Below are 18,724 nucleotides of genomic sequence, written 5' to 3' on the forward strand. Positions count from 1 at the left end.
GTAGGGACAGCGCGTTTCGTGGACCGACGATGTTTGTTAACGCGCTGTGACATTTGCCTATCGACGGCCCGGGGCGGACGTGAGGCAGGGACGAAGGCCACACAGTGAGACGCACGGCACATGTCCGGATAGTGGACCTTTCGTCCATTGACTGGACCGCGGGAACTAATATTGAACTCTAACTATTTCGAGCCGGGCCTGAAGGCACGGCCTGGCCGGTTCTCACGAAAGCGTTTACCTATGTCATCCCCCAATACCTCCACGGTGCCCGGACCCCCGCAGCCGGTGAACTCACGCGGCCGCGTGATCGTCGCCAGCCTGATCGGCACCACGGTGGAGTTCTACGACTTCTACGTCTATGCCACGGCGGCCGTACTGGTTTTCCCGCAGCTGTTCTTCCCCAACCAGAATGAAACCACCCAGCTCCTGAGCTCCTTTGCCGTCTTTGGCGTCGCATTTGTCGCCCGCCCCCTGGGTTCCATCGTTTTTGGCCACTTTGGCGACAAGTTCGGGCGCAAGGGCACCCTGGTCGCATCCCTGCTGACAATGGGTATTGCCACGTTCCTGATCGGCTGCCTGCCCACCGCGCTGGTACCAGGCTGGGGATTCTGGGCTCCGGCACTGCTGGTGGTTATGCGGTTCGCCCAGGGCCTGGCCCTCGGTGGCGAATGGAGCGGCGCCGCGCTGCTGGCCACCGAGAACGCTCCGGCCAACAAGCGCGCCATCTACGGCACCTTCCCGCAGTTGGGTGCCCCCATCGGCTTTATCATCGCCAACGTCATTTTCCTGGTCTTCAGCTACGCGCTGTCCCCGGCTGACTTCCAGTCCTGGGGCTGGCGCGTGCCGTTCCTGCTGAGCGCCGTTATGGTCATCATCGGCCTCTACGTCCGCCTGAAACTGATCGAAACCCCGGCCTTCACCAAGGTCCTTCAGTCCAACGAGGTGGCCAAGCTGCCCCTGGGCCGGGTATTCAAGACGAGCTGGCGCCAGCTGATCCTTGGCACGTTCATCATGCTTGCCACCTACGTGCTCTTCTACCTGATGACCACGTTCACCCTGACCTACGGCACCCGCCCCTCCAGCCTCGAAGCTGCCAGGGCCGCCGCCGAGAAGGCAGGAAAGCCCATGACCGAGGCCGCCGCGGCTGCGTTCGTTCCCGGCCTGGGCTACACCCGGAACGACTTCCTGTGGATGCTGATCGCCGGCGTCGTGTTCTTCGGAATCTTCACGCTGGTCTCCGGACCGCTGGCTGAGAAGTACGGCCGGCGCAAGATGCTACTTGCGGTCACGGGCGGGATCTTCGTCTTCGGCCTGCTCTTTGTCCCGCTGTTCAGCGGCGGATTCATTGGCACCATGGCCCTGCTGGTCATCGGCTTCTCCCTGATGGGACTGACCTTCGGGCCGATGGGTGCGCTGCTGCCGGAGCTGTTCCCCACCAACGTCCGCTACACGGGATCGGCTGTAAGCTACAACTTCTCCAGCATCCTGGGCGCAGCGGTTGCTCCGTTCATTGCCGTGGCGCTGTGGGAACTGGCGGACGGCAGCCCGGTACTGGTGGGGATTTACCTGACCGCCATGGCCGTGCTGACCCTCATCGCCCTGTTCGTCAGCAAGGAAACGCGCGACGTGGACTACGAGAACAACGTGGCCTGACATATCGCCCTTGATTGATGGGAAATGCCCGGCGTGGTCCACGGACCCGCCGGGCATTTCTACGTCCCCGAGGCGAAGTGGGCCACGAAATTCTTCAGGATGTTCATCGGCTCGGTGACGGTGAATTGCCGGGCCTGCGACATCAACTCCTCCGCCGACTCCGGCGGAAAGTAGCCGGCATGGCGGTAGATGTCGATCCTCGTGACGAGGCCGTCCACGTCCAGTTCGGGGTGGAACTGGGTGGCGTAGAGGTTCCTGCGGATGCGGAACATCTGGACCGGGCAGGCGGCGGACCGGGCCAGCAGCACGGCGTGTGGCGGCAGGACCGTGCAGGCCTCCTTGTGACCCGTGAAGGCGGTAAACCTCCGGGGCATGCCGGCCAGCACCGGATCCTCCAGGCCCGCGTCGGTCAGCTCAATCTCTGCGGCGCCGAGTGGCTCTCCGAAGGTCCTGTCGATAACGGCGCCCTGGTGCGTCCCCAGGGTGCCAACGCCATAGCAGGCACCGAGGAACGGGAAGTCCCGGGCAACCAGCTGGTCCAGGAGGCCGGACAACTCGCGTTCCACCCGGTGCTGCGTCGGCGTCTTGTGTTCCGGTGGGTCGCTGGACGTGAACGGGCTGCCGCCCACGATCACCCCCGAATAGTCCGCGAGGTCCAGCTCCGGCAGGGGAGCGGCCTCCAGCCGGATGCGCCGCAGCTCTTGGGGCTCCAGCCCGCCGTAGCGGAGATAGGCGGCGTATTCGTCCTCAGCAGCGGCATCTTCGGCCCTTGACGCGAGCAGCAGGAAAGGCAACATCTGCTAAGTGTGCCTTTTCCGGCGGAACCTGTCAGCTGTTGGCGGGCTGGCTCAGGGACCGGCGTGACTGCGGCCGGGCAGCGGGATCGGCGTGGCGGTGCACAAGCTTCCAGTACCCTTCCTCGCGGCGGAAGACGCTGGTCACGCGGAGCGCGAACTCCTCGGCGACAGCGGCTCCGTCCAACCGCGCGCGGAAATGTTCCGTCTCCACCAGGAAAGCGGTGTCGCGCGCTGTGTAGGACGTGATGGTGTCGAACCCGAGCATCTCGCCGTCCTGGAACTGGCGGGCAGCCTGGTCCAGCCGGGCTTCCACCTGCGCCCAGCCGCGCGCAATGCCGCCGAACGGGTTCGCCAGCGTGACGTCGTCAAGCCGCGAGTACAGTTCCTTGACCGGTCCGGGGTTGCCCCGGGTGATTTCGGGGACGGCCAGATGGTAGCGGTCCACTTCTTCTTCAAAACTTGGTGCGAGCATGGGGGCCTCCGGCGCTTGCTAGTCTTCGATGGTGGCGATGACGGCGCCGGCTGACACCGTTTCCCCGGGTGCGGCGGTGAGGCCGGTGATGGTTCCGGCGCGGTGTGCCGTCAGCGGCTGCTCCATCTTCATCGCTTCGAGGACCACAACGAGGTCTCCCTCGGCCACAACATCGCCGTCCGCCACGGCAACCTTGACGATGGTGCCCTGCATGGGGGAAGTCAACGCGTTGCCGGTCGCTGCTGCCGTACCGCCCGAGCGGGAGCGCTTCTTCGACTTGCCGCCCTTGGGCGCAGCGCCGGCAGAGCCGGTTCCCAGGGAACCGAGCGAGGCCGGGAGTACTACCTCAAGCCGTTTGCCGCCCACTTCAACCACCACGCGCTGCCGCTCCTCGGCGTCCACGTCGGTGCCGGCGCCGCCGTCGGGGGTCCAGGCCGGGAGGTTGTTGACGAACTCGGTCTCGATCCAGCGCGTGTGGACGCGGAAGGGGCCCTCGGCCGGCGCGAACGCGGGGTCCGAGACCACGGCAAGGTCGAACGGGATCACCGTCGGGATGCCCTCGACCACCATCTCTTCGAGGGCGCGGCGGGCCCGCTGCAATGCCTGCGGCCGGCTGGCACCCGTCACAATGAGCTTGGACAGCATTGAATCGAAGTTGCCGCTGATCACATCGCCCTGCTCCACACCGGAGTCGATGCGGATGCCGGGGCCGGTCGGGTTCTTCAGGACCCGGAGCGTGCCCGGGGCCGGCAGGAAGTTCCGGCCCGGGTCTTCGCCGGTGATGCGGAATTCAAAGGAGTGGCCTCGAACCTCGGGATCGTCGTAGCCGAGTTCCTCACCGCGGGCCAGGCGGAACTGCTCGCGCACCAGGTCAATGCCGGTGACTTCCTCGGAAACGCAGTGCTCCACCTGCAGGCGGGTGTTCACCTCAAGGAAGGAGATGGTGCCGTCCTGGCCCACCAGGAACTCGCAGGTGCCGGCGCCCAGGTAGCCGGCCTCTTTAAGAATGGCTTTGGAGGACTCGTACAGGCGGCGGTTCTGCTCCTCGGTAAGGAACGGGGCGGGCGCCTCCTCCACGAGCTTCTGGTTGCGGCGCTGCAGCGAGCAGTCGCGCGTGGAGACCACCACAACGTTGCCGTGGGCGTCCGCCAGGCACTGCGTTTCCACGTGGCGGGGCGCATCCAGGAAGCGCTCGATGAAGCACTCGCCGCGGCCGAAGGCGGCAGTGGCCTCACGGACAGCGGACTCAAAGAGTTCGGGAATCTCATCGCGGCTGCGGGCCACCTTGATGCCGCGCCCGCCGCCGCCGAAGGCTGCCTTGATGGCCACGGGCAGCCCGTACTGGTCCACGAAGTCAAGGATTTCCTCGGCGGACTTGACGGGGTCCGCGGTCCCGGGGACCTGGGGTGCGCCCACCTTCTCTGCGATGTGCCGGGCCTGGACCTTGTCGCCGAGGGCGGCGATGGCCTCCGGGGAGGGGCCGATCCACGTGATGCCGGCCTCGATCACGCGGGCGGCGAACTGGGCGTTTTCGGCCAGGAACCCGTAGCCGGGGTGGATGGCATCGGCGCCGGACTGGCGCGCGGCGTCGATGATCTTGTCCATCACCAGGTAGGACTCGGCGGCGGTGTTCCCACCCAGCGCGTAGGCTTCGTCAGCAAGGCGGACGTGCAGCGCGTCGCGGTCTGCGTCGGCGTAGACAGCAACGGAGGCGATGCCTTCATCACGGGCGGCGCGGATGATACGTACCGCGATTTCACCGCGGTTGGCGATCAGCACCTTTGTGAGGGTCGACTGCGTGGGACGTGCGGACTGCTCCAAATTTGCTGACAAGGCGTCTCCTTCTTTCCTTCAGGGAGCCTAGCGCGGTTTTGAGGGTTCCGCCGATATTACTTGCGGAATCCGCGTGTAAAGCGGCAATGCTTTGTAGGGAAGCTACAAGACCTCCCGAAATCGCCCCGCTTTACGCCGCCTGCCAGAGCTCGGTGATGCGCACCTGGGCGTGTGCGAGCAGGCCGCGGAGCGTGGAGACGGACAGGCCGACGACGGCGTGCGGGTCGCCGTCGACCTTTCGGATGAACGCCCCGCCGAGGCCGTCAATGGTGAAGGACCCGGCGCAGTGCAGCGGCTCGCCGGTGGCGATGTAGGCATCGATCTCCGCCGCATCCATGTCCAGGAAGGAAACCTCCGCCGATGCCACTGTCCCCAGGGTGGCGCCCGTGCCGGGGGCCGCGCCGTCGTCGGGGTCTGTATCGCGGCAGTCCACCAGCCAATGCCCTGTATGCAGGACCCCGGCGTTGCCGCTCATCCGCAGCATGCGCTCACGGGCGACGGCGGCGGTGTACGGCTTGCCATGCGCCTCGCCGTCGAACTCGAAGACGGAGTCGCACCCGAGTACCAGCGCCCCCTCGGCTTCCGGCAGCGCCGCCACAGCCTCCGCTTTCGCCCGGGCCAGCAGCAGTGCGGTGTCGTGCGGGTCGGTGACGCCGTACCGCGCCTGGACCGCATCCTCATCGACGTCCGACACCAGGACCGTATGCCTGATGCCGGCCTCGGCGAGGAGTTTGGTGCGGGCGGGGGACTGGGAAGCGAGAATCAGGCGGACCACAGTTTCAGCCTAGTGGACCAGCGCCTTTGGTGCCGGGGCAGCCTCGGGCCGGCTGAGCTTGGCGCCCTCCACATCGACGTCCGGCAGGATCCGGTCCAGCCAGCGGGGGAGCCACCAGGACTTCTCTCCCAGCAGGTACATCACGGCAGGAACGATGGTCATGCGCACCACGAAGGCATCAAGCAGCACGCCGAACGCCATCGCGAAGCCAAGCGGCCGCACCATGGTCAGGTGGCTGAAGATGAAGCCGGCGAAGACACTGACCATAATGATCGCCGCCGCCGTCACCACTGCGGCTGCATGCCGGAATCCCACCCGGACCGCCTGCTTGGCGGAGGAGCCGTGCATGTACGCTTCACGCATTCCCGAGGCAATGAACACCTGGTAGTCCATGGCCAGTCCAAAGAGCACGCCGATCAGGATGATGGGCAGGAAGCTCAGGACGGCGCCGGGGTTGGCGACGTCGAACACGCCGCCCAGCCAGCCCCACTGGTACACCGCCACCACGGCCCCGAACGCAGCGGCGAGGGAGAGCAGGAACCCGCCCGTTGCGAGCAGCGGGACAACGATGGAGCGGAACACCAGCAGCAGGAGGAGCAGGGAAAGCCCGACGACGATCGCCAGGTAGGGCGGCAGGGCGTCACCGAGCTTGGTGGAGACATCCACGTTCCCGGCAGTCTGCCCTGTCAGGCCCATCGCCACGTTGTACTCGGACTGAATTTCCTCGTTCAGTCCGCGCAGTTCGGAAACCACCTGCACCGTGCTGGCGCTGGCCGGTCCTTCTTCGGGGATGACCTGGAATACCGCTGTGCGGCGGTCGTCACTGAGGGCAACGGGTACGGCGGCCACGACGTTGTCCACGGCGCGGAGCTTGTCTGCGACGTCGTACTGCAGGGCCTGCGCCTTGGCCTCGTCCAGATCCGCCGGGAACTCGCCCACGGCCACGATGGGGCCGGTGACGCCTTCGCCGAAGCTGCGGGCTGTCAGGTCATAGGCCTGGTACGCCTCGGACTCCACCGGCTCGGAACCGCCATCGGGCAGTGCAAGCTGCAGTTGGGTGGCTGGCAGGGCGAGGGTGCCCAGGAGGAGCACACCGGCCAGGAGCGCCAGCACGGGATGCCGGGTGACGAGGCCGCCCCAGCCGCGGGTGCTGCGCTCGCGGTCCTGGGCTTCATCGTCAGCTTCATGGCCAGGTTGGGCATTGTGGGCTTCTGCTTTGGCCCAGGCGCGCCGGGAGATGATGCGGCGGCCGATCAGGGACAGCATGGCCGGCGTGAGCGTGATGGCCACCAGCACGGCCACTGCCACGGTTCCGGCCGCAGCCAGGCCCATCACGGCAAGGAAGGGAAGGCCGGGGACCACCAGCGCAGCCAGGGCGATGATCACCGTGAGGCCCGCGAAAACCACTGCGTTTCCTGAGGTGCCGGTGGCGCGGGCTACCGATTCCTCCTGTGCCATGCCGGCGAGGAGCTGCGTCCGGTGCCGGTTGACGATGAACAGTGAGTAGTCGATTCCCACGGCCAGGCCCAGCATGAGGGCCAGCATGGGGGAGATGGAGCTCATGTCGAAGAGGCCGGAGAGGGCGAAGGTGATTCCGACGCCCACGCCGACACCCACCACTGCCATCAGCAGCGGCAGCCCGGCGGCGATCAGCGTCCCCAGCATGATGATCAGCACCAGGGCCGCGACGCCGATGCCGATGATCTCTGCGGCGCCGAAGAGTTCCGAAATGTCCTCGGTGATTTCCTTGCTGGCATAGGCGGTGACGCCGGCAGCGGAGGTTTCATGGGCGATGTCCTGGACCTGCTGGCGGACGTCGGGGCTCAGGCCGTTGATGGAGGTGCTGAACTGTACCTGCGCTACGGCGGCTCGGCCGTCCTCCGAGACGAACCGGATGGCCGAGGAAGCTTCTGCCTGGCGCTTACCCAGTTCCAGCTTCGCCTTGCTGGCTTCCAGGTCCCGGGCGCCGGCGTCGAGCTTTGCCTGTCCTTCCGCGAGCGCAGCCTGTTGCTGGCCAAGCTGTGCCTCGATGAGGGTTGCCGGGGCGCCGGCTGCAGCCAGCTGCTGTTCGGCGGCTGCAAGCTGTGCCTTGCCGGTGTCCAGCTCGGCGCGGGAGGCGTCCAATTGTGCCTGGCCCGCCGCAAGCTGCTGTTCGCCAGCGGTAATGGCCTGTCCGGCCTGGTCCACCTGCGCCTGGGTGGCGAACGGATCCACCGTGCCGCGTACGTCCGGGACGGTCTCAAGCTTCTTCAACGCGTTGGTGACGGCGGCGCGGCTTTCGGCGGTGAACCCGCCGTCGGGCGCTTCAAAAACGATGGTGGCGGTGCCGCCGGATGCTGATGGAAGTTCTTCCTTCAGCTTGTCCGCGATGCGCTGGGTTTCGGTGCCCGGAATCTGGAAGTTGTTGGACAGCGTGCCGTGGAAGGCGGCGGCCGACCCGCCCACGGCCACCAGGGCGGCCAGCCACAGCGAGATGACCAGCCAGCGGCGGCGGTAGGAGAACTTGCCCAGGCGGTAAAGGAGCAGTGCCATGAAGGGTAACCGATCTGATCAGGAGGAACGGGAGTCGGAACGTGAAGGGGAGGGGGGTTGAACTGCCGTGAAACCGGAACCCAGGAGCGCCATGGCGTCAATCAGCAGTTGCCGGAGTTCGGCGAGCGACGCCGGAGAGAGGTCGGCGCCTCGGCGGGCGAACCAGACTTCCATGGCCGCTTTGCCGCAGGAAATCACCGAGCCCGCCAAGGCACGGAGGTAGAGCTCGTCGTCGGCGCCGGGCGTTCCGGCGGCGCGTTCCCTGGCCACAGCGGTGATCTGCTCCCGGCAGTGGTCCCACGCTTCAAGTTCTGAATGGGCCATCAGGGCGCTCTGCTGGGTGAGGGTAAACAGCTCGGCCAAAGGAGCCACGGTCATGGGATCTGCAAGGGCCATCAGGGCTGCCTGGGCCGACAGCAGGATCGGTTCCTCGGCCGGGCGGAGCCGAAACTGCTGGATGGCGTTGTCCAGGAAGCCGTGGGTGACGGAGGCGAGGGCGGCGTCGGTGCTGCTGAAGTAGTTGAAGAAGGTGCGCCGGGAAATTCCCGCGGCATCGGCGATGTCCTCCACAGTGAAGCTGCCCGGGCCACGGCTTCGCAGCAGCGACAGGGCGGCGTCGGTGATTGCCTGCCGGGTGGCGGCCTTGTTCAACTCGCGGCGGGAAGGACCTGCGGGTGAGGGAGCAGCCGGGCTGAGGGAACTGGTCACACCCTTACACTATGTGCAAGTTTGCACTGTGGGCAAGTTTTCGTGCCCCCACTTTCACAGCTGGATGAAAGGTTCCGAACAGCTCTTCCAGAACCTGCTTCGGGATGCTGGTGGTGCCTCGGGAGAGGCGAACCATCAGCAGCCGTCACTGACGGCGGATCCAGGAGACAAGAAAATGTCACACACAAAGAAAATGACCCTCGGCCTGTCAGCCACGGCGCTCGCCCTTGTTGGCGGAATCGGAGTTGCAGGCATGGCCTCCGCCACCACAACACCGGCTCCGGCACCCAGTGCCAGCTCCAGCGCATCCGCGGACGGGAGCACCAGCTCGGCGCCGGGCGGAGGCATGGGCAAGCACGGCGGCCGCGGTGGGGAGCGGGGCATCGCACAGGCATCCGCGCTGGCAGAAATGCTCGGGGTGGAGGAAGCAAAAGTGACGGAGGCGCTGCAGGCCTTCCGTGAAGCGAACAAGCCCACAACCCCGCCCACAGAAGGCACGAAGCCGGACCAGGCCGCCCGCGATGCCGCACTGGCGAAGTCACTGGCCGAATCGCTGGGCATCGAGGAGTCCACGGTCACCGCCGCACTGGAGGAGCTGCGTACCGAGAAGCAGGCAGAAAAGGCCGCTGCGCTGAAGACCCGGCTGGACCAGGCCGTGGCGGACGGAAAGCTGACGCAGGCCGAGGCCGACGCCGTCACCAAGGCAATCGAAAACGGCGTCATCGGCGGCGGCCGCTGACCTGTTGACGGCATAAAAAAGTCCCCGGGAAAATTCCCGGGGACTTTTTCTACCGCAGGGGTGAGCGCTGGACCCCTTAGGCCTTCGCGTCCGCCAGTTCGCGCGCTGTGGTGTCCGTGGAGGTTCCGTCGGACGGGGCGGCAGCGGCGCTGTCCGCAGTGTCATCAACAAAAGGGGTGCCGTTGCGGGGAGCGTTGTACAGCTCCTCGTCCAGGATGCCCTGGCGCTTGGCCACGATGGTGGGGACGAGCGCCTGGCCGGCGACGTTCACCGCGGTGCGGCCCATGTCCAGGATGGGATCGATGGCGAGGAGCAGGCCGACGCCGGCGAGCGGCAGTCCCAGCGTGGACAGGGTCAGCGTGAGCATCACGACGGCGCCCGTGGTGCCGGCCGTTGCGGCAGAGCCCAGGACCGATACCAGTGCGATCAGCAGGTACTGGCTGAAGTCGAGCTGGATGCCGAAGAACTGGGCGACGAAGATGGCGGAGATGGCGGGGTAGATTGCCGCGCAGCCGTCCATCTTGGTGGTGGCGCCCAGCGGCACGGCGAAGGAAGCGTAGCCGCGGGGGACACCGAGGCTGCGTTCGGTTACCCGCTGGGTCAGGGGCAGGGTGCCCACCGAGGAGCGGGAGACGAAGGCCAGCTGGACGGCCGGCCACACGCCGGAGAAGTACTGCTTGACCGACAGTCCGTGGGTGCGGACCAGGATGGGGTAGACCGCGAAGAGGACCAGGGCCAGGCCGACGTAGATGGCGAAGGTGAACTTGCCCAGCGAGCCGATGGTGTCCCAGCCGTAGACAGCCACGGCGTTGCCGATGAGGCCCACGGTACCCAGCGGTGCGATGCGGATGATCCACCACAGCACCTTCTGGATGACGGCCAGTGCAGAGGCGTTCAGGGTCAGGAACGGCTCGGCAGCCTTGCCCACCTTGAGTGCGGCAACACCGACGGCGATGGCGATCACCAGGATCTGGAGCACGTTGAAGCTGACGGAGGTGGTGACGGCGCCGGACTCGGCAACAGTGGAGCTGGCGCCCAGCCCGAGGAAGTTCTTGGGGAAGAGGCCTACCAGGAAGGCCCACCAGTCACCGGACTTGCCGGAGTACTTGGCTTCCTCGGTGATGCCGGTGTTGGCGCCGGGCTGCAGCAGGACACCCAGGCCGATGCCGATCAGCACGGCGATCAGGGAAGTGATGGCGAACCACAGCAGGGTGTTCCACGCGAGCTTGGCGGCGTTGGACACCTGGCGGAGGTTGGAGATGGAGCTGACGACAGCGGTGAAGATCAGGGGCACGACGGCGGTCTGCAGCAGGGACACATAGCTGGAGCCGATGGTCTGCAGTGTGGCGCCGAGGCCGTTGGGGCTGGCTTTGGTGCTGCCGGTGTACTTGGCCAGCAGGCCGAGGCCAAGCCCGACAATGAGGGCGGCGATGATCTGGAAGCCGAACGAGCCAGCCCACTTGGGGAGCTGGAAGCCGGTCTTTCCTGCGGATTCTGAGGGGCGGGTTTGAGTGCTCACCCGAATACGGTAGGGCCCGGCTCCATATCACGTCGAACGAACATTGAGAAATATTACGCCGCCCAAGTTTCTCCAGCAGTAGAAAATCGCCGTGAAACCAAGGGTTTGAAGGTGCTTTGTTAAGTATTCCCGGCCCTGCTGTGCTTAATGTCTCGCTGTTCAGCGGCAAAAGGCCCGACGTGGGTGCCTTCCGGCAGCTTGCGTCAGAGCGACGAAGGAGCAGCAAGCAGAGGAAGGCAGCCTCGCCGGGCCGTGGCGACCAGGGACCGAAGTCAGGAGAGCAGTGCCCGCCGCAGAGTATCCAGACCGACGGAGCCGATGTTCAAAGCCCTTGTGTGGAACTCTTTCAGGTCGAAGCCGGGGCGGGCTTCGAGTTCTGCGCGGATCTGTTCCCAGAGGCGCTGGCCTACCTTGTAGGAGGGTGCCTGGCCTGGCCAGCCGAGGTATCGGGTGAACTCAAAGTTGAGCTGTCCCTCGCTGATGGGGAGGTTCTGTTTCAGGAATTCGTAGCCCTTGTCCGCAGTCCAGGTGCCGGAGCCCCAGCGTTCGGGGACTTCGAGTTCGAGGTGGACGCCGATGTCGAACACCACGCGGGCGGCGCGCATCCGCTGCATGTCCAGCATGCCCATGTGGTCACCGGGATCGGCCAGGTAGCCCAGTTCCTGCATCAGCTTCTCGGCGTAGAGTGCCCAGCCCTCGCCATGGCCGGAGGTCCAGCAGACGTTCCGGCGCCATTTGTTCAGCAGTTCGCGGCGGTAGGTGGCAGTGGCCACCTGGAGGTGGTGGCCGGGAACGCCTTCATGGAACACTGTGGTGGTCTCTGCCCAGGTGGTAAAGCTGTCCTCACCCGCGGGGACGGACCACCACATGCGGCCGGGGCGGCTGAAGTCGTCGGACGGGCCGGTGTAGTAGATGCCGCCCTCATCGGTGGGGGCGATGAGGCACTCGAGTTTCCTCATAACGTCCGGGATGTCGAAATGGACGCCGGCCAGTTCCGCCACGGCTTTGTCGGAGAGTTCCTGCATCCACTCCCGCAGCGCCTCCTTTCCCTTCAGCTGGCGTGCGGGATCGTTGTTCAGGATCTCCTTGGCCTCGGCGATGGTGGCACCGGCCTTGATGGTGTGCGCCACCTGTTCCTGCTGGGCGATGAGGCGGTCGAGTTCCTCCACTCCCCAGGCGTAGGTTTCCTCCAGGTCCACGGTTGCGCCAAGGAAGGAACGCGAGGCCAGCGCATACCGGGCCCGGCCCACGGCGTCCTTTTCGGGCGCGGCGGGCAGCAGCTCGGTCCGGAGGAACCCGGCCAGTCCGGCGTAGGCGCTCCGGGCGGCGGCAGCCCCGGCGTCGAGCTCTTCCTGAACGGCGGCGGGCAGGGGCCCGGCGGCGGTGGATGCTCCGGCCGCTAGCTTCGCGAAGAAGCCGTCCTCCGCTGCGTACTTTGTGGTCTGCTCAATAACTATGTTTACTTGGCGCGCGGCGGAAACCCGGCCTGCGTCCCTCGCCTGCCGCAGGGAGTCGATGTAGCCGGCAATAGCCCCCGGGACGTTAGATGCGCGGCCGGCGATGTGCCGCCAGTCCTGCTCGGTTTCCGTGGGCATGAGATCGAAGATGGCGCGGATGTCCTGGGCGGGGGAGGCGATGTTGTTCAGGTCCGCGTACTCCCAGCCGGAGGCATGGATCAGCAGCTGCAGGCCCAGCCTCTCCTGCATGGCGTCAAGGGTGACGGCGTCGACGTCGTCCTCGGGCTCGAGTCCCTCAAGGTCGGTGAGGGCCTTCCGCGCAGCCTCCGCGAACTCCGCGATGCCGGCGGGGGAGAAATCCTGGTATTCGGTCTCGTGTCCGGGCACGCCCAGAGTGGTGGCGAAGGACGGATTGAGCCGGATGAGCGTGTCCGTGTATTCGTCCGCGACGGCATCGATGCGGGTTTTCGGGCGGGCGGCGGGAGCAGTGTCTGTAGTCACACCACGAGACTAACGCCCGGAAGGCGGGAAGGTCCGCCTTTCAGCCGCGGCTTCGCTTCCACGCACCGGGCCCCGGCGTGGGGGCCAGCCGCAACTGCTGCCGGCGCACCCAGTGCCGCACCGACGGCTTGCCGGCGGGTGCGGGCTCCCCGCCTCCCAGGGAAAGGACGACGGCGGTCAGTGCCGCCAGTTCCTCGGCCGTCGGCTGGCCTTTGACAACAGACAGCACGGGGGCGGCAGGCGCGGTGGTTTCGGCAGGCTCGGTGGCTGGGCCCACGCCGGCGAGGGACCCGGCTTGAGCTTGCGAGGGCTGGGAGCCGGTGGGGACGGTCACAGCGGGATGTTCCCATGCTTCTTGGTGGGAAGGCTGGCACGTTTGTCGCGGAGCGCACGCAGCCCCTTGATGATCTGGGTCCTGGTTTCGGAGGGGGCAATGACGGCGTCGACGTAGCCAAGTTCGGCCGCCTGGTACGGGTTCAGGAGCTCTTCCTCGTACTGCCGGATCACTTCGGCCCGCCGCGCCTCGACGTTTCCGCCGGCCTCGGCAACGGCTGCGAGGTCGCGGCGGTAAAGGATGTTGACGGCTCCCTGCGCGCCCATCACGCCGATCTGCGCGGTGGGCCACGCCAGGTTCAGGTCGGCGCCCAGCTTCTTGGAGCCCATCACGATGTAAGCGCCGCCATAGGCCTTGCGGGTGATCACGGTGAGCTTGGGCACGGTGGCCTCGGCGTAGGCGTACAGGAGCTTGGCGCCGCGGCGGATGATGCCCTGGAATTCCTGGTCCTTGCCGGGCAGGAACCCGGGGACGTCCACCAGGGTGATGATGGGGATGTTGAACGCGTCGCAGTGGCGGACAAAGCGGGCGGCCTTTTCGGAGGCAGCGATGTCCAGGGTGCCGGCGAACTGCAGGGGCTGGTTGGCCACGATTCCCACCGTGTGGCCCTCCACCCGGCCGTATCCGATCATCACGTTGGGCGCGTACAGGGCCTGCATCTCCAGGAAGTGGGCGTCATCCACGATCTGCTCAACAACGCTGCGCATGTCGTAGGGCTGGTTCGCCGAATCAGGGATCAGCGTGTCCAGGGCGAGGTCGTCGTCGTCGACCTCCAGCTCCTGCTGGTGCTCCAGCACGGGTGCCTCGGCGAGGTTGTTGGAGGGCAGGAAGTCCAGCAGTTCACGCACGAATTCGATGGCGTCGGCTTCGTCGGCGGCAAGGTAGGTGGAGGTGCCGGTGGTGGCGTTGTGCTGGCGTGCGCCGCCCAGGGTTTCCATGTCCACGTCCTCGCCGGTGACGGTCTTGATGACGTCCGGGCCGGTGATGAACATGTGCGAGGTTTTGTCCACCATCACCACGTAGTCGGTGAGGGCGGGGGAGTAGGCCGCACCGCCGGCGGAGGGGCCCATGATCAGGGAGATCTGCGGGACCACACCTGAGGCGTGGACGTTGTTGCGGAAGATATCGGCGAACATGGCCAGCGAGGCCACGCCTTCCTGGATGCGGGCTCCGCCGCCGTCCAGGATACCCACCACGGGGCAGCCGTTCCGGAGTGCGAACTCCTGTACCTTGACGATCTTTTCGCCGTTGACCTGGCTGAGGGAGCCGCCGTAAACGGAGAAGTCCTGGCTGTAGACGGCTACGGGACGCCCGTCCACGGTGCCGTACCCGGAGACCAGGCCGTCGCCCAGCGGCTTCTTCTTCTCCATGCCGAATGCGGTGGAGCGGTGTACTGCCAGGGCATCGAATTCCACGAAGGAGTCCTCATCCAGCAGGAGGGCGATGCGTTCCCGGGCGGTGTTCTTGCCGCGGGCGTGCTGCTTTTCGATCGCTTCGGGGCCGGAGGGCTGTTCGGCACGGGCCTGGCGGTCGCGGAAATCGGCGATCTTTCCCGCTGTCGTTGTCAGATCGTGGCTCATCAAAATATCTCCGGCTCTGTAGCAGATTGGTCCTGTGGCGCTGTCCTTCGTGGCAGGTCCGATGCGGGACTTAAGTAGCATCCACACAAAAAACGAACCTTGCTGGCTAGTCTAGTGACGCTTCTGACGCCCGCCGCTGTAGAAAACCTACAATTTTCTGCCGTGCCGCCGCCCGGCGCACTATGTTACTCGCCAGTAACATAACTGGGTTACAGTGGATTTTATGACTTTGAGCAACGACGCTTCGGGATCGCCTGCCAGCCCCTACCAGCCCACCGGTACCCTCCGTGGCCGCACCATCCTGATCTCCGGCGGAAGCCGTGGAATCGGGCTGGCCATTGCCACGAGGGCGGCGCAGGACGGCGCCAACATTGTGCTGCTGGCCAAGACCGGGGAGCCGCATCCGAAACTTGAAGGCACCGTCTACACGGCTGCCGAACAGTTGGAGGCGGCTGGCGGCCAAGCGCTTCCGCTGGTTGGCGACGTCCGGCGTGACGAGGACGTGGCGGGAGCTGTTTCTGCCGCCCTGGACCGGTTCGGGGGCATCGACATCGTTGTGAACAACGCCTCTGCCATTGACCTGTCCGGCACTGATGCCGTGGACATGAAAAAGTACGACCTAATGCAGGACATCAATGTCCGCGGGACGTTCCTGCTGTCCAAGCTGGCCTTGCCTGCGCTGCGCGCCTCCGCCAGCGGTCACATCCTCACGCTTTCACCCCCGCTGAACCTTGATCCGCACTGGGCCGGAAAGCACCTGGCCTACACCATGGCGAAGTACGGGATGAGCCTGACCACCCTGGGGCTCGCCGAGGAGCTGAAGGGCGACGGTATCAGCGTCAACTCACTGTGGCCGTGCACCCTGATCGACACAGCAGCCATCCGCAACATGCCCCGCGGCGACCACATGGTCCAGGCCGCCCGCGGGCCGCAGATCATGGCTGATGCCGCCCACGCCGTATTGACCGGCGCCAATCTTCGCCCCGGCGGTGCCGCCAGCGGCAACTTCTACACCGATGAAGAGGTGCTTGCCGCAGCCGGCGTGAAGGACTTCCGCCCCTACAGCCTGGGGGCAGCGGAGGACCGGCTGGTCCCGGACATCTTCCTGTAGGCGGCAGCACTACGCGTATCGGGAGGATTTAGCTCGGTAGGATTTAGCTATGGATGACGCACACACCCCCGGTACGCCCCTGAACCGGAGGGACCTGGCGGATCAGGACTTCCTGTCCGCCACCGGCATCCCCCGGCTGGAGGTAGTGGACTCCACCGGGTCCACCAACGCTGACCTCCTTCGGTCCGTCACCGTCGAGCCTGCTGCCTGGCCCGACTTATCCGTGCTCACAGCCGAGTATCAGACGGCAGCGCGCGGCCGGCTGGACCGGCACTGGGAAGCGCCGCCGCTGAGCTCCATTTCCGTTTCCGTTGTCCTGCGGCCCGCCAACGCAGAAGGACGGCCGCTGCCCACGCAGACCTATTCCTGGTTGTCGCTTGTTGCCGCCCTGGCCCTGCGCGAAACCCTCCTGGAAACGGCCGGTATCCCCGCCGAACTGAAGTGGCCCAACGATGTGCTGGTGCGGGGCAGGAAGATCGCCGGCATCCTGGCGCAACTTGGTCCCATGGTGGACGGTTCCGTGCCGCCCGTCATCCTGGGAACCGGCCTGAACGTCACCCTCGCTGCAGCGGACCTTCCGGTCCCCACCGCCACCTCCGTGATGCTGGAGGACGCCACCACGGTGGACCGGACCTTGCTCCTGAAGAGATACCTTTCGAAGTTTGCTGTCCTGTACCGCAGCTTCTGCAATGCCGACGGCGACCCGGCGGCAGGGATGGCAGGCGGCACTTCACTGCACAAGCGCGTGGAGGCGGCCATGGTCACCCTGGGCAAGCAGGTGCGCGCCCAGCTTCCGGGGGACCACGAAATCATCGGCCACGCGTCCCGGCTCGACGACTACGGGTCGCTGCTGGTGGTGGACCGCGACTCCCGCGAGCACGTGGTCACCGCCGGGGATGTGGTGCACCTGCGGCCGTGGACCTCCCCGGACGCCTCCGGCCAAGGCGGTTATGCGTAGAAGCCTTGTCCCGGGCGAACAGGTGATTGTTTCCACCCGCCCGCAGCCGAGGAAACTCTCAGGTGCCGCGGCTGCCTTTATCCTCTCGCCGGCAATTGCGGCCTATTTTTCGGCGTGGGTGATCCGGGGCGAAGCCGGGCGGGCAGTCCCTGCTCTTTCCGGCCGGTGGACTCCTTGGCTTGTGACGGGCTGCATCCTCGCGGCTGCTTCGGTGTGGCTGGGTTTCTGCCTGCCCCGGCTCCTGCGGTGGCACGGGACCCGCTACACGCTGACCAGCAGGAGGATGGTGGCGAGGTCCGGTATGTGGAAGCGGCAGGACCGGCAGGTGAACCTGGCATCGGTCCGAAACCTGACTGTCCATGAGTCGGTCCTGCAACGCCTCTTCCGTTCGGGGAATATATCCTTGGAAACCGGACACCAGGGAGTGGTCACTCTCCAGGATGTGCCGGAAGTGGCGAGGTTCCGGGACTTTATCCTTGATGCCATCGAGGACCTGCCGGACGAGGACGATGCCCAGCCGGGCCGAACAACGGATTACCCCGCCGGGGCTTTGCCGTGGGAAATGAAAGAAGGTGGACCAGATGAACGATGAGCACCAGCAGGAACGCGTCGAATCCATTGCGCCCACTCCTGCCCCTGACGCCCACCCGGCCACCGGCACCATGTCCGCCGAAAGGCTGGCTATGAAGGCCCTGGAAGCCCGCCTGCTGGGCGGGGAACGCAAGCTCCGCCGTCGTGAAGTCGCCGCCGGTGCGGGGCTGTCGCTGCTGTCGGCACGCAAACTTTGGCGTGCCCTGGGGTTTCCCAATTTCGGCGACGAGGATGTTGCCTTCACGGAGCGCGACCAGGCAGCACTCTCCAACGTGGTGGACCTGGTCCGTTCAGGGAAGCTGACGGAGGAAGCGGCCATCTCCGTCACCCGCTCCATCGGGCAAATGACCGACCGCATGGTGGTCTGGCAGATCGAGGCCCTGGTGGAAGACATGGTGCACGAACAGGGCGTCACCGATGCCGTTGCCCGCAAGCGCCTGGTGAACGAGCTTCCGGCGCTGGTGGACGCGCTGGAAGAAATGCTGGTCTACTCCTGGCGCCGCCAGCTCAACGCTGGCGTCCAGCGGCTCGCCGTCCGCGCGGAAGCCGGCCTGCAGGCCAGTGAGGAAGGCCGCGAAGGCGACGAGGACGACGCCCCGTTGCCCCTGGCACGTGCTGTCGGCTTCGCGGACCTGGTTTCCTACACCAGCCTGTCCCGCCGGATGAACGAAAAGACCCTGGCCCGGCTGGTCCAGCGGTTTGAAAACAAGTGCGCGGAAATCATCTCCGTTGGCGGTGGCCGCCTGGTCAAGACCGTGGGCGACGAAGTCCTCTACATCGCGGAAACGCCCGCGGCCGGTGCTGAAATCTCCTTGGCACTCGCCCAGGCCTTCACCGAGGACGAGATTCTGCCGGAAGCCCGGGTGGCAATGGTCTGGGGAAGGATCCTGTCCCGGCTCGGCGATATCTACGGCCCCACCGTGAACCTTGCGGCCCGACTCACCACGCTGGCGGACCCGGGCACGGTGCTCGTGGACTCCATGACTGCCTCGGCCCTGGAGCACGACGAACGGTTTGTGATGGTGCCGCAGCCGCCCGAGAACGTCCGTGGTTTCGGCGAGATCCGGCCGGTGCGTCTCACCCGCGGGCTTGGCAAAGGGTTGGTCCTGGACTAGCGGCACACATTTATCCATTTGTTGGTTTTTGCCGTTATATTTGTTGTGC

16 protein-coding genes are annotated in these 18,724 nt (G+C 66.0%); 6 read left to right on the forward strand and 10 right to left on the reverse strand.

The window, feature by feature from the left end; genetic code table 11:
* The first annotated feature begins 240 nt into the window (after positions 1 to 240).
* Entirely contained in the window at positions 241 to 1,653 is a 1,413-nt protein-coding gene (locus G6R19_RS09580; protein ID WP_163164328.1) for an MFS transporter, read from the forward strand.
* A 59-nt stretch (positions 1,654 to 1,712) separates the two neighbouring features.
* On the opposite strand, the gene G6R19_RS09585 is transcribed toward G6R19_RS09580, so the two are convergent.
* The 6 genes from G6R19_RS09585 to G6R19_RS09610 form a co-directional block, all read right to left on the reverse strand.
* Positions 1,713 to 2,450, reverse strand: a complete 738-nt coding sequence (locus tag G6R19_RS09585) for a glutamine amidotransferase (RefSeq protein WP_163164329.1) — start codon at positions 2,448 to 2,450, stop codon at positions 1,713 to 1,715.
* 31 nt (positions 2,451 to 2,481) lie between these two features.
* Positions 2,482 to 2,922, reverse strand: a complete 441-nt coding sequence (locus G6R19_RS09590) for a nuclear transport factor 2 family protein (RefSeq protein WP_163164330.1) — start codon at positions 2,920 to 2,922, stop codon at positions 2,482 to 2,484.
* Positions 2,923 to 2,940: 18 nt separating this feature from the next.
* On the reverse strand, positions 2,941 to 4,755 hold the full coding sequence (locus G6R19_RS09595; RefSeq protein ID WP_163164331.1) for a biotin carboxylase N-terminal domain-containing protein: 1,815 nt from the start codon (positions 4,753 to 4,755) through the stop codon (positions 2,941 to 2,943).
* A gap of 130 nt (positions 4,756 to 4,885) precedes the next feature.
* On the reverse strand, positions 4,886 to 5,530 hold the full coding sequence (locus tag G6R19_RS09600; RefSeq protein ID WP_163164332.1) for a nucleoside triphosphate pyrophosphatase: 645 nt from the start codon (positions 5,528 to 5,530) through the stop codon (positions 4,886 to 4,888).
* 9 nt (positions 5,531 to 5,539) lie between these two features.
* Complete coding sequence (locus G6R19_RS09605; protein ID WP_163164333.1) at positions 5,540 to 8,062, reverse strand: MMPL family transporter; 2,523 nt, start codon at positions 8,060 to 8,062, stop codon at positions 5,540 to 5,542.
* An 18-nt stretch (positions 8,063 to 8,080) separates the two neighbouring features.
* Complete coding sequence (locus G6R19_RS09610; protein ID WP_163164334.1) at positions 8,081 to 8,770, reverse strand: TetR/AcrR family transcriptional regulator; 690 nt, start codon at positions 8,768 to 8,770, stop codon at positions 8,081 to 8,083.
* 175 nt (positions 8,771 to 8,945) lie between these two features.
* On the opposite strand from G6R19_RS09610, the gene G6R19_RS09615 reads away from it, so the two are divergent.
* Positions 8,946 to 9,509, forward strand: coding sequence for a hypothetical protein (locus tag G6R19_RS09615; RefSeq protein WP_163164335.1), 564 nt, complete (start codon positions 8,946 to 8,948; stop codon positions 9,507 to 9,509).
* A gap of 76 nt (positions 9,510 to 9,585) precedes the next feature.
* Here G6R19_RS09615 and G6R19_RS09620 read toward each other — a convergent pair whose 3' ends face one another.
* From G6R19_RS09620 to G6R19_RS09635, 4 genes are all read right to left on the reverse strand, one after another.
* Positions 9,586 to 11,028 carry a dicarboxylate/amino acid:cation symporter gene (locus G6R19_RS09620; protein ID WP_163164336.1) on the reverse strand — a complete coding sequence of 481 codons (1,443 nt, stop codon included), beginning with the start codon at positions 11,026 to 11,028 and terminating at the stop codon, positions 9,586 to 9,588.
* 272 nt (positions 11,029 to 11,300) lie between these two features.
* Positions 11,301 to 12,986 (reverse strand): DUF885 domain-containing protein, encoded by a 1,686-nt coding sequence (locus G6R19_RS09625; RefSeq protein WP_163164337.1) that lies wholly within the window; start codon positions 12,984 to 12,986, stop codon positions 11,301 to 11,303.
* Between the two features lie 40 nt (positions 12,987 to 13,026).
* Positions 13,027 to 13,263: an acyl-CoA carboxylase subunit epsilon gene (locus G6R19_RS09630; RefSeq protein ID WP_240341831.1), complete on the reverse strand. Its 237-nt coding sequence runs from the start codon at positions 13,261 to 13,263 to the stop codon at positions 13,027 to 13,029.
* A gap of 53 nt (positions 13,264 to 13,316) precedes the next feature.
* Positions 13,317 to 14,900, reverse strand: coding sequence for an acyl-CoA carboxylase subunit beta (locus G6R19_RS09635; RefSeq protein WP_163164338.1), 1,584 nt, complete (start codon positions 14,898 to 14,900; stop codon positions 13,317 to 13,319).
* Positions 14,901 to 15,123: 223 nt separating this feature from the next.
* On the opposite strand from G6R19_RS09635, the gene G6R19_RS09640 reads away from it, so the two are divergent.
* From G6R19_RS09640 to G6R19_RS09655, 4 genes are read left to right on the forward strand one after another with little or no spacing between them, the layout of a single operon-like run.
* Complete coding sequence (locus G6R19_RS09640; RefSeq protein WP_163164339.1) at positions 15,124 to 16,011, forward strand: NAD(P)-dependent oxidoreductase; 888 nt, start codon at positions 15,124 to 15,126, stop codon at positions 16,009 to 16,011.
* Positions 16,012 to 16,060: 49 nt separating this feature from the next.
* The gene (locus tag G6R19_RS09645) at positions 16,061 to 16,969 is read left to right on the forward strand and encodes a biotin--[acetyl-CoA-carboxylase] ligase (RefSeq protein WP_163164340.1); all 909 of its coding nucleotides are present in this window, start codon (positions 16,061 to 16,063) and stop codon (positions 16,967 to 16,969) included.
* Positions 16,962 to 17,561, forward strand: coding sequence for a PH domain-containing protein (locus G6R19_RS09650; protein WP_163164341.1), 600 nt, complete (start codon positions 16,962 to 16,964; stop codon positions 17,559 to 17,561). Before G6R19_RS09645 ends, G6R19_RS09650 begins: the two co-directional genes overlap by 8 nt.
* Entirely contained in the window at positions 17,551 to 18,675 is a 1,125-nt protein-coding gene (locus G6R19_RS09655) for an adenylate/guanylate cyclase domain-containing protein (RefSeq protein ID WP_163164342.1), read from the forward strand. Before G6R19_RS09650 ends, G6R19_RS09655 begins: the two co-directional genes overlap by 11 nt.
* Positions 18,676 to 18,724 lie beyond the last annotated feature (49 nt).

This window comes from Arthrobacter sp. Alg241-R88, assembly GCF_900537115.1.
In the GTDB taxonomy this organism is placed as follows: Bacteria; Actinomycetota; Actinomycetes; order Actinomycetales; family Micrococcaceae; genus Arthrobacter.

What these genes read in the sequence shown, in the direction of transcription:
- G6R19_RS09655 (WP_163164342.1), top strand. Translation starts at nt 17,551, where the DNA reads ATGAACGATGAGCACCAGCAGGAACGCGTCGAATCCATTGCGCCCACT.
- G6R19_RS09590 (WP_163164330.1), bottom strand. Translation starts at nt 2,922, where the DNA reads ATGCTCGCACCAAGTTTTGAAGAAGAAGTGGACCGCTACCATCTGGCC.
- G6R19_RS09645 (WP_163164340.1), top strand. Translation starts at nt 16,061, where the DNA reads ATGGATGACGCACACACCCCCGGTACGCCCCTGAACCGGAGGGACCTG.
- G6R19_RS09650 (WP_163164341.1), top strand. Translation starts at nt 16,962, where the DNA reads ATGCGTAGAAGCCTTGTCCCGGGCGAACAGGTGATTGTTTCCACCCGC.
- G6R19_RS09580 (WP_163164328.1), top strand. Translation starts at nt 241, where the DNA reads ATGTCATCCCCCAATACCTCCACGGTGCCCGGACCCCCGCAGCCGGTG.
- G6R19_RS09640 (WP_163164339.1), top strand. Translation starts at nt 15,124, where the DNA reads ATGACTTTGAGCAACGACGCTTCGGGATCGCCTGCCAGCCCCTACCAG.
- G6R19_RS09615 (WP_163164335.1), top strand. Translation starts at nt 8,946, where the DNA reads ATGTCACACACAAAGAAAATGACCCTCGGCCTGTCAGCCACGGCGCTC.
- G6R19_RS09585 (WP_163164329.1), bottom strand. Translation starts at nt 2,450, where the DNA reads ATGTTGCCTTTCCTGCTGCTCGCGTCAAGGGCCGAAGATGCCGCTGCT.
- G6R19_RS09605 (WP_163164333.1), bottom strand. Translation starts at nt 8,062, where the DNA reads ATGGCACTGCTCCTTTACCGCCTGGGCAAGTTCTCCTACCGCCGCCGC.
- G6R19_RS09635 (WP_163164338.1), bottom strand. Translation starts at nt 14,900, where the DNA reads ATGAGCCACGATCTGACAACGACAGCGGGAAAGATCGCCGATTTCCGC.